At 61.5% G+C, this 17,338-nt stretch carries 16 protein-coding genes; 13 read left to right on the top strand and 3 right to left on the bottom strand.

The features are described 5' to 3' along the window. Window positions 1–2 precede the first annotated feature (2 nt). The 4 genes from RJT50_RS17260 to RJT50_RS17275 are packed head-to-tail and all read left to right on the top strand — an operon-like array spanning window position 3 to window position 9,524. Window positions 3–1,016, top strand: a complete 1,014-nt coding sequence (locus tag RJT50_RS17260; protein WP_313696133.1) for a TraC-like domain-containing protein — start codon at window positions 3–5, stop codon at window positions 1,014–1,016. Beyond that, on the top strand, window positions 1,013–3,100 hold the full coding sequence (locus tag RJT50_RS17265) for a VirB4 family type IV secretion system protein (RefSeq protein ID WP_313696134.1): 2,088 nt from the start codon (window positions 1,013–1,015) through the stop codon (window positions 3,098–3,100). The genes RJT50_RS17260 and RJT50_RS17265 overlap by 4 nt, the downstream gene beginning before the upstream one ends. Continuing rightward, entirely contained in the window at window positions 3,093–7,460 is a 4,368-nt protein-coding gene (locus RJT50_RS17270) for an ATP-binding protein (protein WP_313696135.1), read from the top strand. The genes RJT50_RS17265 and RJT50_RS17270 overlap by 8 nt, the downstream gene beginning before the upstream one ends. Before the next feature lie 39 nt (window positions 7,461–7,499). Further along, a complete protein-coding gene (locus tag RJT50_RS17275; RefSeq protein WP_313696136.1) occupies window positions 7,500–9,524 on the top strand; it encodes a hypothetical protein in 2,025 nt (674 codons plus the stop codon). A gap of 13 nt (window positions 9,525–9,537) precedes the next feature. Here the strand turns inward: RJT50_RS17275 and RJT50_RS17280 are convergent, their stop codons facing one another. Beyond that, window positions 9,538–10,218, bottom strand: coding sequence for a DUF3267 domain-containing protein (locus RJT50_RS17280; protein ID WP_313696137.1), 681 nt, complete (start codon window positions 10,216–10,218; stop codon window positions 9,538–9,540). Between the two features lie 521 nt (window positions 10,219–10,739). Here RJT50_RS17280 and RJT50_RS17285 point away from each other — a divergent pair. From RJT50_RS17285 to RJT50_RS17320, 8 genes are all read left to right on the top strand, one after another. After that, window positions 10,740–11,009, top strand: a complete 270-nt coding sequence (locus tag RJT50_RS17285) for a hypothetical protein (RefSeq protein ID WP_313696138.1) — start codon at window positions 10,740–10,742, stop codon at window positions 11,007–11,009. A 17-nt stretch (window positions 11,010–11,026) separates the two neighbouring features. Then, entirely contained in the window at window positions 11,027–11,338 is a 312-nt protein-coding gene (locus tag RJT50_RS17290) for a hypothetical protein (protein WP_313696139.1), read from the top strand. A 436-nt stretch (window positions 11,339–11,774) separates the two neighbouring features. Next, window positions 11,775–12,065 carry a DUF8069 family protein gene (locus RJT50_RS17295; RefSeq protein ID WP_313696148.1) on the top strand — a complete coding sequence of 97 codons (291 nt, stop codon included), beginning with the start codon at window positions 11,775–11,777 and terminating at the stop codon, window positions 12,063–12,065. Next, window positions 12,062–12,391 (top strand): DUF7558 family protein, encoded by a 330-nt coding sequence (locus RJT50_RS17300; protein WP_313696140.1) that lies wholly within the window; start codon window positions 12,062–12,064, stop codon window positions 12,389–12,391. Before RJT50_RS17295 ends, RJT50_RS17300 begins: the two co-directional genes overlap by 4 nt. A gap of 154 nt (window positions 12,392–12,545) precedes the next feature. Then, window positions 12,546–12,896, top strand: coding sequence for a DUF8105 family protein (locus tag RJT50_RS17305; protein ID WP_313696141.1), 351 nt, complete (start codon window positions 12,546–12,548; stop codon window positions 12,894–12,896). A 6-nt stretch (window positions 12,897–12,902) separates the two neighbouring features. Beyond that, on the top strand, window positions 12,903–13,232 hold the full coding sequence (locus RJT50_RS17310) for a DUF8158 family protein (protein ID WP_313696142.1): 330 nt from the start codon (window positions 12,903–12,905) through the stop codon (window positions 13,230–13,232). An 84-nt stretch (window positions 13,233–13,316) separates the two neighbouring features. Further along, entirely contained in the window at window positions 13,317–13,577 is a 261-nt protein-coding gene (locus tag RJT50_RS17315; protein WP_313696143.1) for a HalOD1 output domain-containing protein, read from the top strand. A 682-nt stretch (window positions 13,578–14,259) separates the two neighbouring features. Then, on the top strand, window positions 14,260–15,120 hold the full coding sequence (locus tag RJT50_RS17320) for a DNA-binding protein (protein ID WP_313696144.1): 861 nt from the start codon (window positions 14,260–14,262) through the stop codon (window positions 15,118–15,120). Between the two features lie 209 nt (window positions 15,121–15,329). Here the strand turns inward: RJT50_RS17320 and RJT50_RS17325 are convergent, their stop codons facing one another. Continuing rightward, the gene (locus RJT50_RS17325; protein WP_313696145.1) at window positions 15,330–15,863 is read right to left on the bottom strand and encodes a hypothetical protein; all 534 of its coding nucleotides are present in this window, start codon (window positions 15,861–15,863) and stop codon (window positions 15,330–15,332) included. Between the two features lie 187 nt (window positions 15,864–16,050). On the opposite strand from RJT50_RS17325, the gene RJT50_RS17330 reads away from it, so the two are divergent. Then, on the top strand, window positions 16,051–16,680 hold the full coding sequence (locus RJT50_RS17330) for a hypothetical protein (protein ID WP_313696071.1): 630 nt from the start codon (window positions 16,051–16,053) through the stop codon (window positions 16,678–16,680). 36 nt (window positions 16,681–16,716) lie between these two features. Here RJT50_RS17330 and RJT50_RS17335 read toward each other — a convergent pair whose 3' ends face one another. After that, complete coding sequence (locus RJT50_RS17335) at window positions 16,717–17,157, bottom strand: hypothetical protein (RefSeq protein ID WP_313696072.1); 441 nt, start codon at window positions 17,155–17,157, stop codon at window positions 16,717–16,719. Window positions 17,158–17,338: the final 181 nt, after the last annotated feature.

Below are 17,338 nucleotides of genomic sequence, written 5' to 3' on the forward strand. Positions count from 1 at the left end.
CCATGAGCTCAGCAACTGACCCCGAAAAACGAATTCCGAAGTCGCTCGGTACCGACACCCAATTCCTTGGGAAGTACTCGTTGACGGACCTCGCTGTCGCAGGAGTTCCCGGCGTACTGGTAGTCCTGGTGACGCAAGTCGTTATCCCACCGTCGCTCACCGTCCGTGGCATTCGGGTGTCTGCCCTCACAATCCCATTCGCAGCGATTGCGATCGCCTTTGGTGGGCTGTTCGTCTATCTCACGCCCGGCTACACCAACAGTCTCGACTGGCTCGGCCTGTTCGTGAACTTCCACCGTAGCGAGACGGAGATTGCCCACGAGGAGGCGAAGGAATACACCCACGTCGAGCGCGTCTACCCGCGACACGACGCCATCGAGCGGACGGATCGAGCACTCGTCGGGGCGGTGCAGGTGTCGCCGCCGACGATGGCGCTCGCCACCGACGAGGAGTGGGGCCAGAAGACAGAAGCCTTCCAGGACTTCGTCAATACGACGGTCGAGTTCCCGATCCAGATCTATTCTACGACGCAGTCGTTCCCCGCCGACGAGTACGTCGGGCGGTACGAAGACCGGTTGAGCGACCCGGACGTCAAATTCAACGAGAAACTCCAGGCACTCATCGAACACTACATCGACTGGTACGACCGGGAGCTGGCGCAGCGCCAAATGACCATTCGCGACCACTACGTCTTGATCCCGGTACGGTCCGAGGAGGTCCGGTACGAACGGGCCAGCATCCTCGAAAAGCTCGCTGGGATCCCCGTACTGGGAATCCCTATCCAGATTGTTACGGCGCCGCCGGAGGAGGAAGAACGAGCTGCGATACTAGAGGAATTGGACGAGCGGCGCCGGCGGGTCGAGCGCGGCCTCCGTGGTATCGAGGGATGTGACACGCGCCCCGTCGATGCGGCCGAACTCACCCGCCTCATCGCGGAATACTGGACCGGCACAGAAATCGAGTACGGCGACCCTGAACAGGTGCTCCGCACGTCCCCCGTCATCACCAAATCATGATTCGAGACAAACTTCCCTTCATCGGCTCGGATAGTTCGGAAACTGACGACGAGACGACGGCAGACGAGGCACCCGATGACCAGAGAACGGACGATGCCGAACCACAGCTTACCGTGGACTACGAAGCCGACGGTGAGGCGGTCGACGGCATCCCCGAGATCCACCAGACCGTCGTCTCACCGTCGAGTATCGAGCGGACGCCCAGCGCCCTCCGGACTGACAACCAGTGGGCACAGAGTCTGTGGGTTGGCGAGTACCCCGATGCGCCGATGGATGGCTTCCTCGAAAAGCTGTACGCGGCCGCCGAAACCCAGCAGACGGATGTCAGCATTCACATCGATCCTCGTGACACGCGAGAGACGCTGGATTCGCTGGAGAACAAGATCGAGGACCTCGAAGCAGATTATGAGTATCTGACCGAGAAGCACCGTGCGAGCGCGCGGGGCGTCGAAAAGGATCTCGAGGACCATCAGGAGATGTACGACGTCCTCCGGAACACGACGATGCAGGCGTTTGACGTCTCGATGTACCTCACGGTCCGGGGGAACGATCGCGAGAACATCGATACCGAGTCGGTGTCGACGACGGCCCGACAGGCCCCCGCGAATCTGACGCCGGTGACGCCCCGGTGGTCCCAGCTGAAGACCTTCACGTCGGCGAGCCCGATCGCTCTCGATCAGTTCAACGAGACGCTCGACAGCAAGACGCCGATGCTCGGCGGGGCTGTCGGCGCGATGTTTCCCTTTGTTTCCGGTGCGTTTGCGGAACCCGGCATCGAGTACGGGACGTACGCGCTGAATTCGAGCCCACTCATCCTCGACCGCTTCAAGCGGCAAACCGGCTACTGTATGATGGTTATCGGCCGGCTCGGCGCGGGCAAATCCTTCGCGACGAAGCTCCGGCTCGTCCGGCGGGCGATGTTCGACGAGGATACGGTCGTTATTATGCTCGACCCGATGCGGGGGTTCGCCGGCGTCAACGAGGCGCTCGATGGCGAGCGCATCACGGTCGGTGGCCGGCGAGGGCTGAACCCGCTGGAGATCAAGCCGACGCCCGACCACGTCCTGCAGGAGGTCGACGACATCGACCCGTGGGGCGAGCAGATCAACTGGGTGATGACCTTCTTCGCGACGTTCTTCGAGCACGTCGCGGACCACCCGCTCGGCGAGCGCAACCAGACGCTCCGGCGGGCCGTCCAGGAAACCTACGAGAAGCGCGGGATCACGCGCGACCCGGAGACACACACCCGGGACTCGCCCACCATCCACGACGTCATCACGGTCCTCGAGGAGATGGTCGAAGACCCCGAGGAGTACGGGTACGTCACTGAGGGCGAGCAGGAAGCCGTCCAGTCCGATGCCCAGTCGCTGCTGAAGGACCTCCGCCCCTCATTCCGTGAGGGCGGTGAACTCGAGAACCTTGCTCGCCCCTCCGAGTTCGACCTCGACTCGAAGGTCATCTACCTCGATCTCCACCAGGAGGAGGGCACCCGTGGCCGAGCGGAGACCAGCCTGATGATGCAGGTGCTGTTCAACAGCGTCTACGAGCGGGTCAAGCAGACCGACAAGCGCGTCGTCTTCTGTATCGACGAGGCGCACTACCTGATGAACGACGCCGTCTCGCTGGACTTCCTGGAGACGGCCGTCCGGCACAGCCGCCACTTCGATCTGAGCCTCGAATTCATCACGCAAACGGGGGGTGAATTCGCGCTGACGCCGGAGGCGCGAACCATCGCGAACCTCTGTTCGCTGACTGTCCTCCACCGCGTCAACGAAGAGAAAGAGAAGATCGCCAAGTGGTTCGACCTCAGTGAGCGGCAGGTGAACTGGGTCACCTCCGCGAAGGCCGGCGAGGACGAGGACGGCTACTCGGAGGCGCTCGTCGGCATCGACCAGGAGGGCTGGTTCCCGCTCCGAATTCGAGCCAGCGACTACGAGGCTCACGTCATCGACGGCGGCGCTGCGGACGTGGCCGAGCTTGAGCCCGAATCGCGCGCCAGCGTGACGAGTCCGGATAGCCGATCCGCCGGCACGCGTGCCGATGGCGGTGATCCAACCAGCACTTCCTCTCAGGAGGATGACTGAACAGAACCCGTCAGAACCCTCGGCTGCGAACAGCGGTGACGAGTACATCCGGATCACTCCCTCCCGAAGCGACCTCGCGCCCGAGACCGTCGTCCGTCAGCTGGCCGGCCTCCACGGCCTTGCCGCCGGCAACGACGGACTATTCCCTAATATCGGTCCCTTCGGCGACGCGCCACCAGTGTTCGAGTTCCTTGCAGTGAGTGAGGGGGCAGACGAGCCGGTGGAGTTCTATTACGGGGTCGACCGCCGGTTGGATGCCTTCGAGGAACGCCTCCGGACGCTGTATCCTGCGACCGTCACGTTCGAGCGGGTCACCCTTGACTTGGAAGCGAAGCTACTCCCGTCGACAACAGACCCGCCTCATGACCACAGTGCCGGGGGAGACAATGGCCACGAAATGAACCCCCGGACAGCTGAGGAATCCTCCGGAGACTCGCAACCGGACTCCGAGCCCGCGACCCTCTTTAATTCGACCGGCCATGGCCCGGTCGGTGACGGCGGAAACATGCTGTCGGAGAGCTCTACGTCGCAGGATGATGACGAGATCCCGTTCAAGGCCGATTCGAGTGACGAGTCCACAGTGACTGGTCTGGCCGACTCCGAACTCGATGACGAACACCAGCCGGCTGATACACCATCGAACGTCGACGAGACGACCGCGCTCGGAATCACTTGGCACGGGCAGGCTACCCGGCGCGAGGACTGGATGACGACATTACCCCAATTCACGAATACGGAAGACGACGATGACGACCACGCCCGGGCCCCGCTCGCGTCACTCATCGATCAGCTGACCCGCGCCGAACACCCGATCGCGTTCCAGGTGCTCTTCCAGCGGAAGCCGGACTGGACACACGAGGCACGGGAACGCCAGCGGAAGCTCCGTGAAGGCGAAGACCGGGTCGTCGACTGGTTCTTCGGAGAACTCCTCGGAAACACGGAGAACGAACCACAGAGTCCGTCGAACACCGGACGACAGCGTCGGTATCTCGACATCGGTGGGCGGGAACGAGTCGAGGCCATCGACGAGAAGGAGCCACAGCACACGTTCACGGTGAATATGCGGGCGCTTTCGCTCGTGACTTCCAACCGACAGCGCGAGCGCGTCGACCACCGCCTCGACGATATTGGGTCCGTGTTCGACCACCTGAACGGGGCCCACTATCGGCTCCAACCGAAGCGCGTCCGCCGCGGGCTCCGAAAGGGTCGGCGGGCTAAGAAACACGCCGACCGCGTCTCCAACGCCGGCCTGACGACCAAAAGCGACTGGCGGAAGACCCGCCCCGATCTCGTCCTCGGGCCGGGTGAGTTGGCGAACTTCGTGGTCGTCCCGCCGGCGACCGAGCTCACGACCGAGGGCGGGCGGGGGTCCGACGCCGAACCCGAGAGCCGGACGCCCCTACCGCTCCCGGCGCAGGACCACATGGATGCGTTCACGAACTCCGGAATGGCGATCGGCCGCGGTCTCGGGGAGGACGGCACGCCGACGCCGGAGCCGATGCGGATTCCGCCGCATCTCCTCCCGTTCCACGTCGGCCGGTTCGCGAAGAGCGGCGCCGGCAAATCAGTCGCGCTGATCAACGACGCGCTCTCCCTGTACGACCAGACCACTGGCCCCGTGTTCCTGATCGACTCCAAGGGCGGGAACCTCCCCGAGAACTATATGCGGGCTCACGCGAAGCGCTTCGGCACCGACGACCTCGAGGAGAACGTCCTCCACTTCTCGGTGCCCGACATCCTGCCTGGCTTCGCGTTCTTCGACATCACGCCGGCGCTGGAGGATGGGGTCCGTCGCGTCGACGCGATCCAGGACAAGGCCGACCACTACGAGGAACTCATCAAGCTCGTGATGGGGCCAGAGCGCTACGAGGACGCCATCGCCTCGCCGACGCTCATCAAGTACCTCATCAAGGCGATGTACGACGAGGAGTACGGCCTCGAGAACGGGCACTTCCGGCAGGACGTGGACTACTTCACGCACGACCAGCTCGAACACGCAGTCACGCAGTTCCACGCCGCCGGCCCACCAGAACCGACACCCGAGGATGCGCCGCAGGCGAGTGACCCGCAGGTCGCGGAGAAACTGGAGCGACATCTGCGCTCAAACCCGGCGACGTTCTCGAACGTCGTGAGCGGCATCAGTAACCGGATGGACTACATCACGCAGGACGCCCACCTCCGGCGAATCTTCAACAACACCGAGTCGCAGTTCGACTTCCGCGACCTCCTCGACGAGAACAAAGTGGTCATCTTCGATCTCGGCGATCTCCGCGACGAGGCCGCTCGCGTGATGACCGGCGTCATTCTGACGCAACTCTACGACGCTGTCAAGCGTCGCGACGGGGACGAGCTGGCCCGCAAGCCGGACGACTACGTGGCGAACCTGCTCATCGACGAGGCGTCGTCCGTCGTCGTCTCGGATACGCTGACGACGCTGCTCGAAAAGGGGCGGGAGTTCCGGCTGTCCATCGAACTCGTGACGCAGTTCCCCGAACAGATGAAGGAAGCCGGCAACCGCGAGGTCTACCTGAACGTCCTGAACAACATCGGCAGTCCGCTCGTCGGGAAGATCGCCGTCGACGCCGACATCGCCGAGGCACTCGCACACGAGGCGATGGATCCCGTCGAGTTCAAGAATCGGATCAGTTCACTCCCGCGTGGTGAGTGGATCGCCCAGCTCCCGAGTCCTGAGTTCGGCGAAACCGGCCCTGACCCGTTCAGTATCGAACCCCTCTCAATTCCGCCCGGGCATCCCGATGGCGAGCAGCCACTGACCGGGGTGCAGGAAGAGCGGTTCCAAGACGCCCTGGAGGCTGTTCACGAGCATACCCGCGAGGAGTACGGTGTGGTCGGCGGGACGACCGTGGAGAGCCGTGACGCAGCGACTGACGTCGCTCTGGAAAACGCCGATGACCTGCCGTTGGAAGTCGCGATGGCCCGTGCGATCCGCTCCGTCCAGCTGTCGAACGATGTCCGTGAGACGAACGGCTGGGTGTCCGTCGAGGACGTCGACGAGGAACTACTCTCACGGATTGAGGAAGGCACCATCGAAGCACAGGGCTACGAGACGCTACCGGATGTGAGAAAGGCATCCTCGCTCATCGAGGTCGATCTCCCGGACGGGGCATCGTCGGTGCAGTGTCGGCTCACAGACGAGGGTGAGCAGGCAGCAACGCCCGACACGTCGACGTCACCGACCGGCGGGGGCGAGCACCACGATGCAGTCCTCGAAACGGTCGAGCAGGCGCTCGCAGCGGCGGGATTCTCCGTGGAGGTCCTCGATCAGAACGGGGAGTCCCGCCCCGACGCCATCGCGACGTATTCGGACCTTGACTGGGAGCTCCAGGTCGAAGTCGAAACCACCACGCACGTCCGGCCGTCAAAGGTCCTCACGAACCTCCGGAAAGCCCAGGAACAGAAGCGAATCCCGCTATTCGTCGTCGCAGACCACGACGATCAACCAGCCGCCGAGATCGCCGACAGGCTCGCGAAGATCCTCAGCGAGCCGCGAAATCAGCTCTCATCCGGGGAGACGCGGCTGTATACAATGAATCACAACGTCACATTCAACGGCGGTGCGCGAGCCGCGGATGGGGTGACGGCCGTCCGACCGGCGACTGGCGGCAGTCGCCACACCCGCTGGTTCGAGCGGGATGGGGCGTTCGTCCTCGAGGATAGTGCCGGGGACCAGCACGCCCAGGTCGACTCCTTCGACGCCGTGTCGAAAGATCAGTTCCCGGCGACGTACAGCTACGACGCCGAGAGCGAGACATACACCGTCTTCAGGCCGGGAGAACTCCCCGAGTCCTACGAGTCCCGTGAGGCGTTCGAAGCGGAGTGGGTGCCTGTCAAGCGCCCGTTCGTGCCCAGTACCGACCTGCCCGTTCCGGACTACACGGAGCGCTCCTATGTGATCGCGACCATCGAGGGCGACCAGCCGCTCGAAATCCACGCGCCAACAACAGAGACGTCCACCGGAGTTCCGGCACTCGTAGATGCGGTCCAGGACGGACTCCATCCAGCAGGTGTGACCCCGACTGACTCGACCGATCCGGATTCCGATACGGAGGAGAATGACGAAGCGGACCCGTACGGCATTCAGGCATTCGTCCGGGGCCAACTCACCGAATCCGACGACGGGGTCGTCGCGGTCGCTGATGTCTACGATGCATACGAGCAGTATGCTGCGGCCGGAGAATATGACGTGAAGCCGAAAAACCGATTCACACAGGCGTTGCGCGACCACGCTCAGTTCGAGCGTGACAAGAAGTGGTTAGACGGACAGACGCGGCGCTGTTACGTCGGGATCGAGCTGCGTGACGACGGCGATGAGGAGGAATCGAGCGATGCCAGTGCGTAGTCGTTTCACTCCCACTCAGAAGGTGCAGGAGCACACGAGATGACGCTCTCCGAATCAGCCATCCACAATCACTACCGTCGCGCCAAGCCCGTCTACGAGGCGCTGGCGACCGTCAAAGACTATCCTACGATTGGACTGAACGACTTTGTCGGGTGGTACATCAAGCGCGACCACGACGACGTCGAGGCGATCAAGGCCGGGTATCCGCAGCGCGGGCGGGTTGCCCGCCTGGATAGTGACTACGGCGAGATTCACAACCGCCTCGAACGGACCCTCTATGCGGTCACCACCTACAAGACACCAACCGCCTTCCAGCGGTGGGAACCCTGTCGCTACGACGAGTCTGAGGGGACGACCGTCTGGCAGGATGAGCCTCCCACCCCTGGGTATGCCGACCTCCGGGCGGTCCCCGCCTGGGGCGACATCGACCTCGCCGACGACATCAAACCGCACCGTGGCGACCTCGATGCCGAGACGCAGTCGCTCGTCGAGCGTACGCTCGACGCCTACATCGAGGAGTATGCGACGCTCTACGGCACGCGGGACGCGGTGTATGCGTTGGACTCCGTCGGGGGTGCGTACGTCTTCGGGGCCCCAGAGGCCACGCTCCCGATTGCGGACCACTTCAGCGACGATCCGGATGCGCTCGAACGGGTGTTTGATGAGTTCCTCGACCGCTCGAACGCGTGGCTCCAGGAGGGAGAAGCCCGCGTGAACGAGGGCGTCGACGGCGCCGGCGACGTAATTCAGCCCGACTGGGTGAACAACAAGAATCGGCAGTACAAGCCGCCGCTGTCGGTTCACGCCGATCATGATGCCGTCGTCACGCCCCTCGCGACCGACGACGTCCGCTACGAACTCCGTCCGTTCGAGGCCGTCGACGATGCACTCATCGAGCAGGCGGTCAGCTGGGCCGACGAGTTCACACGGGTTGAGCACACGGACTGCGTCGACTCACTGATCGCGACGCTCTGGCCGGATCTGTACGAGGACCACGACGGGTGGCGGGCAACGCTTGAGGCGTGGGTCGAGGCGGAGCGCGAGCGGGAACGGGAGCGACAGCGACAGCGTGAGGCAGCGCTCCAACGACGCGAAGAGCGCCTGGCAGAACTCGACGGTGCCCTCGAAGGCCGACCTATTACGCCGTTCAAAGAGGACGTCTACGAGGCCGTTGAGAACGTCGATATCACCGAGATCGCCCGCCACTACGCGAGCGATGCCTACGATACGGATCCGAACCAGCCACGTCCCCAGTTCGACCCGTGCTGGCGTCACAGCGAGAGCGGGCAGTCCTGTTTCGTCGACGAGCAGGCCAACACCTTCGGCGATTCGAAGGTGAACGCCGGTGGCGGGCCGGCGAAACTGATAGCGCTCGCGACGGGGATTCTCTCCGACGCCGATACAGACCTTGACGGGGAGGACTATTGGGTTGCCGTCGACGAACTGCGGAGCGCCGGCTTCGACATTCCAGTGTGGGTTCCAGAGGCCGGGGCAGACCGCGTCGACGGTGGGACCTACGACCAGATGCCCTTCTGGGCCGTTCGGAAAGCGGCTGTCGCACTCGATATTTGTCCCGAAGACGCGTTCGTCGATCGCGAGGGAGAGGATGGGACCTACGAGGGATTCCCCGGGTACGAAACCTACAACGAAACGCTGGAAGCCATCGAAGAAGCGGGCCTGAACCACGGCCGAGAGCCAGTCACTCCCGAGGAGGACACAGCTGACGATGAATCGAAGTCACCCGCCGAATCTCCTCCGAGCGACGAGCGACCCGGTGACCTGGACCGGGCTCATCTTCGCGAAAAGAACCGGCTGTTGACAGCGAAGGTCGAGCGTCTCGAGTCTGAACTGGAGGAGAGATCGGAGCGAATCGAGGATCTGGAAGCGGAGGTTGACCAGCTCCGAACGGAGCTCGCGACCGTCCGCTCCGAGCGTGACCGATTGGAGGCTGCTCTCGAAGAACGCGAATTCGAGCAGGAGGGAAGCGAAGAGAGAAAAACGGATGAAATCGATGAAAAATCATCCATTGACAAGGTGAGACAGCTTGTTTCATTTGACCGGTAGAAGAGAAAGAGCACTATTTGCATGATGCGCGAACCGTGTATTCGGTCCGGAGTCCGTCTTCAGTATCGAAGTTCGCGAACACTGTTCCTCGTGGGAGGTTAATAAGCCGTCCAACATTGTAGAGGTCCATACCTGAGGGGACAGCGTTGACCGCGAACATAATGGCTGCAGTTGCCGATATGAGACCGTCCGTCATCCACATCAAGCCACCACAGATCAGGCTTAGACAGACGAAAGGAGCGGCCAACATGAGGATATTTTCCCAGCGCTGGATGCCTTGAGTGTAGGCAACGACACTCGGGCTAGGAACACCGTAGAACGATGTCCATTCGAATGAAGGATTGAGACCACGGAAGTAGCCAGTCACGTAATGAATCCCCTCATGAATTGCGATAATCGCAATAGATGAGGCGATTATCCAGCCACACAATCCGCACAGTACTAGCGCGATATACGCGAACGGATGGTTCGACAGTCCGCTCTGTCCGAGAGCCTCCGCCCAACCTGTTAGCACCATCGTTCCCGAATCCAACGGTTGTTTGATTAGAGCCACTACAGGCGGAATAAGTAGAATAGCGATGCCGAGCCCCCAGCGCTCGTCACTCGTGTAGATTTTCGGTGGACTATAGCCTGTAGGAGGCCATCCATCTGGGTTCGACTCGTCCACCCCGGTTGTCGATATCGTTGCAATCACACTAGAACGACCTCCCATAATTAACCGTCCAAGAGGCAAGAATCCACAAACCGAGGACGATGTTTATTAGGAAAATTAGAACGTTCCATCCTGTAATTGGTGGAATCCACAACGGTAGAAGTGTTTCAATATAGACTTCTACGACGACCGGAAGCATCTCCGTTCGCTGAGGTACACTACTGAAGACATCCAACCAGACGAGAAGAAGCTGGCCGGCTGTTGTGATGCCACCAGCAATCCCATATGCGTAGAGTGCCTGTCGGCTGAATAGACTGCCCAAGAAATAATTGACCGTTCGGGTTCTCATAGTTCCCTCCACATAGCCTCGAGTGTTTTGACGCCGGTCGGCCAAGCAGTCGTGTTCCTGAACATCGACATCGCAAGAGAAGTGTGGGAGAAACATATAAATGGGGGAAGTTTAAACTGAATTATGATTTGCAGAGGGGTCTGCATATTTACGTTTCCGACGGTAGGTTCCTTGCATAGTGGCCTGCACAACCCCCTGCCCAAGTTCATAACACATGAGCGATCAATTAGACGAGTTTCAAACCGAATACGACCGGGCTGATCAAGATACAAAACGAGCGATTGGTGAATATCTATATCGACGCCCAGCACAGTGGGTCGCCAAGCAAGAGATCGCTGAGGTGTTCGAGATCGACCCGAGTGTTGCTGGTCGGCATATTGATGACTTCTATGAAGATGGATTCGTGGTCACAAGCACGGACAGAAACACGCTCAATGGGACGGTCGAGGTGCCGGAGGGATTCGATATTGGTTACGAGAATTAGTTCCGCAGCAGCTTTGGATGGCAGGTAGCGAACTGCGCCCTCTATTTACTTTAGAATCGCTTGGTGGGGCCTACGTGCCGACGTTACTGTTTGGTGTATTGGTCTTGATGGGGTTCATAACCGGTCTCTTCGCCGTACTCGTGGCCTATCTCCCAACAGACTCAGCACTAGGCGTGACAGTTACGGATTTGGTTTTTCTATCGGGGATTATTACAGTCATGGCATCAGTATTTCTACTTCTGGTGCCCTTTGCCAGATTGCTCGAAGTTGCCCTCGTGAAGGCTTGGAACTGGGGGGTAGTTCTGGCGAAAAATGAAAGTCAGGATTAATGGGGATCAGAGTTCCCAGACACCAGAGTCAAGATCCACATGACACCAGCCAAGGGACAGACTCATTCTGCACTACGAAACCACCTGACGGCAGCACTAGACAGCACTTGGCAGACCAGTATGTTTCCAGTCAGCAGATCGAACCTGTGTCAGGTACTACCGTCTTGCGATTTTACGGAGAATTTAGCCACTAGACAGCAGGAAAATCAACCGATATATGGTGGGGGTGGCCGCCCAAAGTTGCGTTCGCGGCCACCTGGGCCGAGGTGCCAGGCCGCAGGCCAAGCGAGAGTAGGCTGCCACCCAGACGATGGCGTTGGGGCGTGGAGGGTGAGGGAGCAGGTCGACATCGTGCCTAAGAATTGATGACTGTGGTGACTGTTTTTTCTGCCCCGGAATGGGGTGCGGGGCGGTTCCTGTGCTGCCCCTGATTCATATGCCTGGTCCGGATAGATACGACGATACGGCAGACGATCACGAACGGTTTGAGGCGGAATTGCTCGCTCAGGATCGGGATGCGCGGTCACCATCGACGTCAGATCTCGACGACGAGACTGCCCGACAGCTGGTTCGAAAGCTACTCGATGCCGGAACGGTCACACCGATCGTCGACCAGCGGCTCCTCGTTCACGAGCCCAGCGACACAGCGTTCGAATCGATGCAGCAGCTCGCCGTCTTCCACACGGGCTGGACGGCCGCCCACGACGCCGGCGAGGCGGACGAATGAGGCAGCAGACGCTGGCCGGCTGTGCCTTCTGTGAGGCGCCACCCGGGACAGAGACCGGGATTTCCTACACGTGGGGGAAAGAAGAGCGGGTCAGCCACCCGATTTGTGTCGACTGTGCGATTCAGGAGACAGCAAATCCCGACGAGTGTGATCACTACGCCTGTGATAGCTGTGGCCTCGTCGTCGACGCGCTCGCAGCGCTTGCACGGTTTCGGATCGAACTCGGCCATCTCGAAGGCCCGATACAGGTCTGTGCACGGTGTAGTCCAGGCGGGCCGGCAACGTACTGGACGCGCGACCTCGACGCGCACATCGTCACGAATTGAGGTGCTTGGCGGTCGTCCACACGAGTGGAACGGCCCCACGGCGGTAGATCCACAGCTGCCCGTGGCTACACCATCCTACGCCCCAACAGCGCTGTTTGTGTCGCTGTCCGGTCGCTCCGCTATCTTCAACAGACGGGCGCTCCTCGGGATGACTATGGACTGCCCCGCGTGCGGGTCCCCAGTCACCCTCAAGGTCGGACCGGACCGGCCGCTTTCGACGTCGTTGTCCGACGCCGTCCTTGCAGCCGAAGAGGACGAGCATATCGAAGTGACCCGAGACTGTTGGGACTGTGGCTGGCACGAAACGCGGGCGCTTCGCGTCACATCGATCGACACGACCGCCGGCGACGAGACTGCCGTCGAGCGAGCCGCGTTCATCGACGAGATTACCGATGAGCTCGCGGCGATCGGGAGTGTGGATACGCTCGAGGAGACGCTGGCTGCGATCCGCCGGCAACGAGCAACGAACCCGGCGACGACCGATACGGACGACCCCACGGAGTGACCCGACATGCCTGATGCTGAGCCCTGCTATAACGTTCGTGAGCAAACCGGGAATCCCGAGCACGCATCGGTCGACGATGTGGTCGACCTCGTGATCCATCGGGCGCAGAACCCGCGAACCGAGCACGAGGATGCGCATTTCGATACGGCAGTCGCGGCTCTCGTCGACAGATACGGAACGGAGTCGGTCCGGACCGTCATCCACTGCATCCTCGTCGACGACGAGCCGTTCCGGACCGCCACGAACGGTCTTGAGATGCGTAACATCGACGGCGTTCGGATCGGGACGGCAGCCAGCTGGTTCCTCGAGGAGCTGAACGCACAGGCCGACAGCTGAGGGGCCGTTTGAAAGCCCGCGATGAGGGGCCTTCTATCCCCCATTTTTAACCCCTCTTCGCCCTACGTCCCCGTCGAGACTATAATGGCGCCCTCCACTCCGAAAGGCTCAGATCCATCCCCCGATCTACTCGTTGAACTCGTCGAGATACTGGACGCCCACGGGTTGGCAGGTGATTCGTATCAGCTCCACGACGCCGTCGACGTCGACGCACTCGAACAGCTTCTTGCATCCTCGACCGGCGATGTCGAGATCCGGCTCACCGTTGAGGGGGTCCAACTCGTCATCACCCACGACGGCGTTGACGTCCTTCTTGACGAGTCGAACGGGGCACCGGACCAATAGCACGATCGGAGTCTCCCACAACGACCCTCCCTGAAAGCCCTCGGCCGCTCGGCATCCCGCGACCACCGCTGCGCTCCTCGTGCCTGCGGTGCTTGCGGAGTCGGGGGACGACCGAGGCGGCCTCGCCCTTTCTGAGTCCGCCAGGGCAGTAGCTGGATCGCCGAGTGTCGCGGCCGGCTGGTCAAGGTGTGTATGTGACGGCCCGCACCGCTCGCCGCGTTCCGCCCTCCGCGTCGCTCGCGACCGACCATTCCGGGCTGCCTGCCTGCAGTAGCGGGCGGGCTGCCGGGCTAAAATGAATCTGGTCTCGACGCCAGCGGGTATCCCCGTCGGTTGCGCCCCTCGCGGGCTTTCGCGTTCCAGCGCTTTGTGCCGCCTGCGCTGTCGCGCGCCACACCGCGGCGCGCGTTCTCGGCGACAGTCGCGCTGGACACGGACCCGCAGTCCGGGCCGGACACGAGCGGGCATACTCCGCTGGCTGCTCGCTCCGGGCGGGTCGGCGCGCGGTGCTGGTTGGGGCCACCTCATGCAGGCGCGCTCTCGCTCGCGCCCGGGAGGGCGCTCGCGAAGGCGCGAGCGAGAGCGCGCAGTCGGTGCTATCGGTCGTCGACGTCGTCGGAAAACCGCGATGTAGTAGCATCGCGGTGGCGGCGCGCGAGCGCCTTCGGATCAGTGAGATCCAATGTCTAGTAAGAACTCGAGTCGCAAGGTCGTTACGGTCGATGAACAGGCATTCGAACGAACCGAAGACGCGGGCGTCGACGAGGACGGCTTCGAGGTCGTCGACGACCGGCCGGAGTTCCGGGCGACGGTCCAGCAAGAAACGCAGGCGAAGGTGGATTCCAACCACCCCGACGGCATCGTCCAGGACTTCTCGCACCTGCCCCTCGCGCAGGAAGAGAAGATTCGCGCCCGGGAGGCCGAACTGGAGCACATCAGCGCCCAGGCGGAACTCGGCACCCAAGAGGGCCGGGCGAAGCGAACCCGCGAAGTCGTCACCGAACAGCGGCAGCGCACGCGGGCGGAACGTACCCCGGATCGAACGGATCCGCGCGAGCGCCTCTCCCGGATGGAACTGGCGAAGGTGAACCAGGAAGCAGACCGGATCGCACAGCGGCTTCGGACGGACCACAGTCGGGCGGCCGTCTCCCGGGTGCTTGCAAGACGGGTCGCACGGGGTCAGGACATCACCGAAGCGGTGTTCGCGACGATGGACGAACTGAAGGCGGCCCCCGGCGCGATCTGCCCGATCGAGGACGTCCCGGACGTGCAGACCGACGAGGTGAGCATCGAGGGGACCGTGATCGAACTTTGGGAGCCCAGCTCCCCAAAGATCGAACAAGTCGGCCTCATCGCAGACGAAACCGGGCGCACGAAGTTCACCAGCTGGGTGAAGTCCGATCCTCGGATTGTCCGTGAAGGAGAGAAAGTGCGGATGCGTGCAGTCAAGAAGAATTGGCATCAGGGGCGCTGTTCCTTGGCCGTGACCTACGACAGTATGATTGTCTTCCCAGAGCGCGACGACCGCTGGTGGGAAGAGTAGGGGCAACGCCCCTCCTTTTTCTGGTGAGTGCCAGACCGGCCCAAGCCCCGCCGCCCCACCCACCGCTCCGTGCTCGCTCCCTGCGGTCGCTGCGCGCGCAGCCACAACCTCGGGTACGGGTCCAACATTTATCAGTAAAACCAGGGGGAATCGGTGCGCGAATCAGCGTGTCGTTTCACGCCAAAATGGATGTGGGCGCGTTCCCGACATTACAGTTCCGGTTGTGCAAGCATTCCCTCAAGCTCGCATTGGACGAACGCGTTCAGGATTACCTCCCGCGCTCGGTCGTCTTGGACTTCGCCCAGCACGTGCTGGTTGCGGGGGAAGTCCAAGAGTTCGAAGACCTCGGGGAAGGTGTCCTCCATCCCGGTGATCTCAGCGAAACGGTCGAACTGGAAGCATTTCAGCGTGATGTCGTCCTGATTGGTCTGTTCGATGGGGACGAACCGTACGGCCGGGACGAGGATGTGGCCGAGGAGAACGCGGTCCAGTTTTTTCTTGTGAAGGACGCCGTACCCGCCACGCGAGGACAGATCCACGAGGTTGTTGATGGCTCCGCGACCTGACCGGTTCGAGGCGTCGATCTCCTCGCTGTCGAGCGATTCGTCTGTTCCGTAGTCTAGGGGGCCGATCCCGTCATTCAACAATTCGTCGATAACCGTATCCGAAACGCCGGGGTTCGCTCGGCTGGTGACGATCATCGGTTCCGTGCTGCCGGCGACGGCGGGGTGTTCGACGGACATCGCGTTCTGCCCTAACTATCCCTTTAATATTAATTCTTGCGGTAGAAGGGTCTAAAGTCCGTTCTAAGGTGTTCTCAATTTTTTAACTACTCAAAACACCTTATAACGTGCTGAAGTCGTAGATAATTCGGAAATAGGGTTCAGGATATACCATATTTTTATGGGATACGGGGTGTTCTAGCCGTATATGCCGGTAGAACTTAGCTGGGAAGGGCTCCACGACCGGATCGCACGCCACGGCCTGTATTGGATGAACAGCGGCCATCCATCCCTGGACCGGGACGCCGTCCGGGAAGCCTGGGCCGACACGAGCACCATCACCATCTCCGACTGGGGAATCAAGGAGAACACTGGCCGCACACTCACTGAACCAGAGTTCCGCAACGACGACGGAACCCTCAACCGCGACGCCGTCCGCAACATCCTGATCGAGAGCAGCTTCACCGACGACGAGGGGAACCCAGAGACGCGTCGCGCCGGACAGGTGGCCGGCGTCCTACTCCGGTTCTGTAACGACATGACGGAAGGAACGCCGGTCCTCGTCAACCTTCCCGAAGATACGTTCGGTGCCTGCGTTGTCACTGGCGACTGGGAGCTCGACGAAGACCACCCCGTGAGGGAAGAAGATGAACACCACATCTACGCCCGCCGCGTCAGCTGGCTACGCCACGACCGCAGCATCGCTCAGTTCGACCGAGACATCCTGCCGGAAAGCCTTCACAACATCCCCGACCTGACGAACGCCCAGATACGGGGGGACCGCCTCGACGACCTCGTCGACATCGCGCAGGTCACGGACTTCCTTGCGGCGGACTGAGCAGCGTCGACTTCGCCCTCGATTGGATGGCGTGATTTACCCAAGCACGCCGCGACCGTCATGCCTGTAGGCCGCCATCTCCTCGAAGTTGCCCTCGTTGACGTTGAATTTGTTCGGTGACCCGGCAGTCGCGTACTGGTCTAGGGCGTCGTCCGGCAGCGCGTACCAGGTAATCCGGGTGGCCGCTGCGGCGAGGTCGTCCTCGTGGGTCTCGACAAAGGTCTCGAAGGCGTCCTTCGTCTCGAGGACGAACAGGTGAATGAGTTGTCGGTCATCCGCCGAGACGAGGTCATTTCGTGTCTGCTTCAACACGCCCGCAAAACCCTCGCCGGCGTGGTGGTACCAAACCCGGCAATCGTCACCGACAGCGTAGGTGTTCGCACGCGAACGGACATCGTCGTAATCGACAGGTTGGTCGGTGATGGCATCGACGAACTGTTCGTGCCGATCCGGTCCTACAATCTGGTCCAATCCCATCGTTTCGGTTAGGGATGCATTCTTCGGGATTGTAAGTGCGAGCCTCGCTGCAACAGATGTTTTCTTCCGGCTAGTACGGTATGATGATCATTCCATCCTCCGGCTAGTACTGGCTTCTCCGATGACGCTAGTAGAGACAGTATCATTGGCTAGTGCAAAATGTTCGTTCTGTTTGATACGC

The organism is Halobaculum sp. XH14 (assembly GCF_032116555.1).
GTDB lineage: Archaea > Halobacteriota > Halobacteria > Halobacteriales > Haloferacaceae > Halorarum > Halorarum halobium.

Excerpts from the sequence above, each read along its gene's own strand:
- RJT50_RS17260 (WP_313696133.1), top strand. The coding sequence starts at position 3 with ATGAGCTCAGCAACTGACCCCGAAAAACGAATTCCGAAGTCGCTCGGT.
- RJT50_RS17265 (WP_313696134.1), top strand. The coding sequence starts at position 1,013 with ATGATTCGAGACAAACTTCCCTTCATCGGCTCGGATAGTTCGGAAACT.
- RJT50_RS17270 (WP_313696135.1), top strand. The coding sequence starts at position 3,093 with ATGACTGAACAGAACCCGTCAGAACCCTCGGCTGCGAACAGCGGTGAC.
- RJT50_RS17275 (WP_313696136.1), top strand. The coding sequence starts at position 7,500 with ATGACGCTCTCCGAATCAGCCATCCACAATCACTACCGTCGCGCCAAG.
- RJT50_RS17285 (WP_313696138.1), top strand. The coding sequence starts at position 10,740 with ATGAGCGATCAATTAGACGAGTTTCAAACCGAATACGACCGGGCTGAT.
- RJT50_RS17290 (WP_313696139.1), top strand. The coding sequence starts at position 11,027 with ATGGCAGGTAGCGAACTGCGCCCTCTATTTACTTTAGAATCGCTTGGT.
- RJT50_RS17295 (WP_313696148.1), top strand. The coding sequence starts at position 11,775 with ATGCCTGGTCCGGATAGATACGACGATACGGCAGACGATCACGAACGG.
- RJT50_RS17300 (WP_313696140.1), top strand. The coding sequence starts at position 12,062 with ATGAGGCAGCAGACGCTGGCCGGCTGTGCCTTCTGTGAGGCGCCACCC.
- RJT50_RS17305 (WP_313696141.1), top strand. The coding sequence starts at position 12,546 with ATGGACTGCCCCGCGTGCGGGTCCCCAGTCACCCTCAAGGTCGGACCG.
- RJT50_RS17310 (WP_313696142.1), top strand. The coding sequence starts at position 12,903 with ATGCCTGATGCTGAGCCCTGCTATAACGTTCGTGAGCAAACCGGGAAT.
- RJT50_RS17315 (WP_313696143.1), top strand. The coding sequence starts at position 13,317 with ATGGCGCCCTCCACTCCGAAAGGCTCAGATCCATCCCCCGATCTACTC.
- RJT50_RS17320 (WP_313696144.1), top strand. The coding sequence starts at position 14,260 with ATGTCTAGTAAGAACTCGAGTCGCAAGGTCGTTACGGTCGATGAACAG.
- RJT50_RS17325 (WP_313696145.1), bottom strand. The coding sequence starts at position 15,863 with ATGTCCGTCGAACACCCCGCCGTCGCCGGCAGCACGGAACCGATGATC.
- RJT50_RS17330 (WP_313696071.1), top strand. The coding sequence starts at position 16,051 with ATGCCGGTAGAACTTAGCTGGGAAGGGCTCCACGACCGGATCGCACGC.
- RJT50_RS17335 (WP_313696072.1), bottom strand. The coding sequence starts at position 17,157 with ATGGGATTGGACCAGATTGTAGGACCGGATCGGCACGAACAGTTCGTC.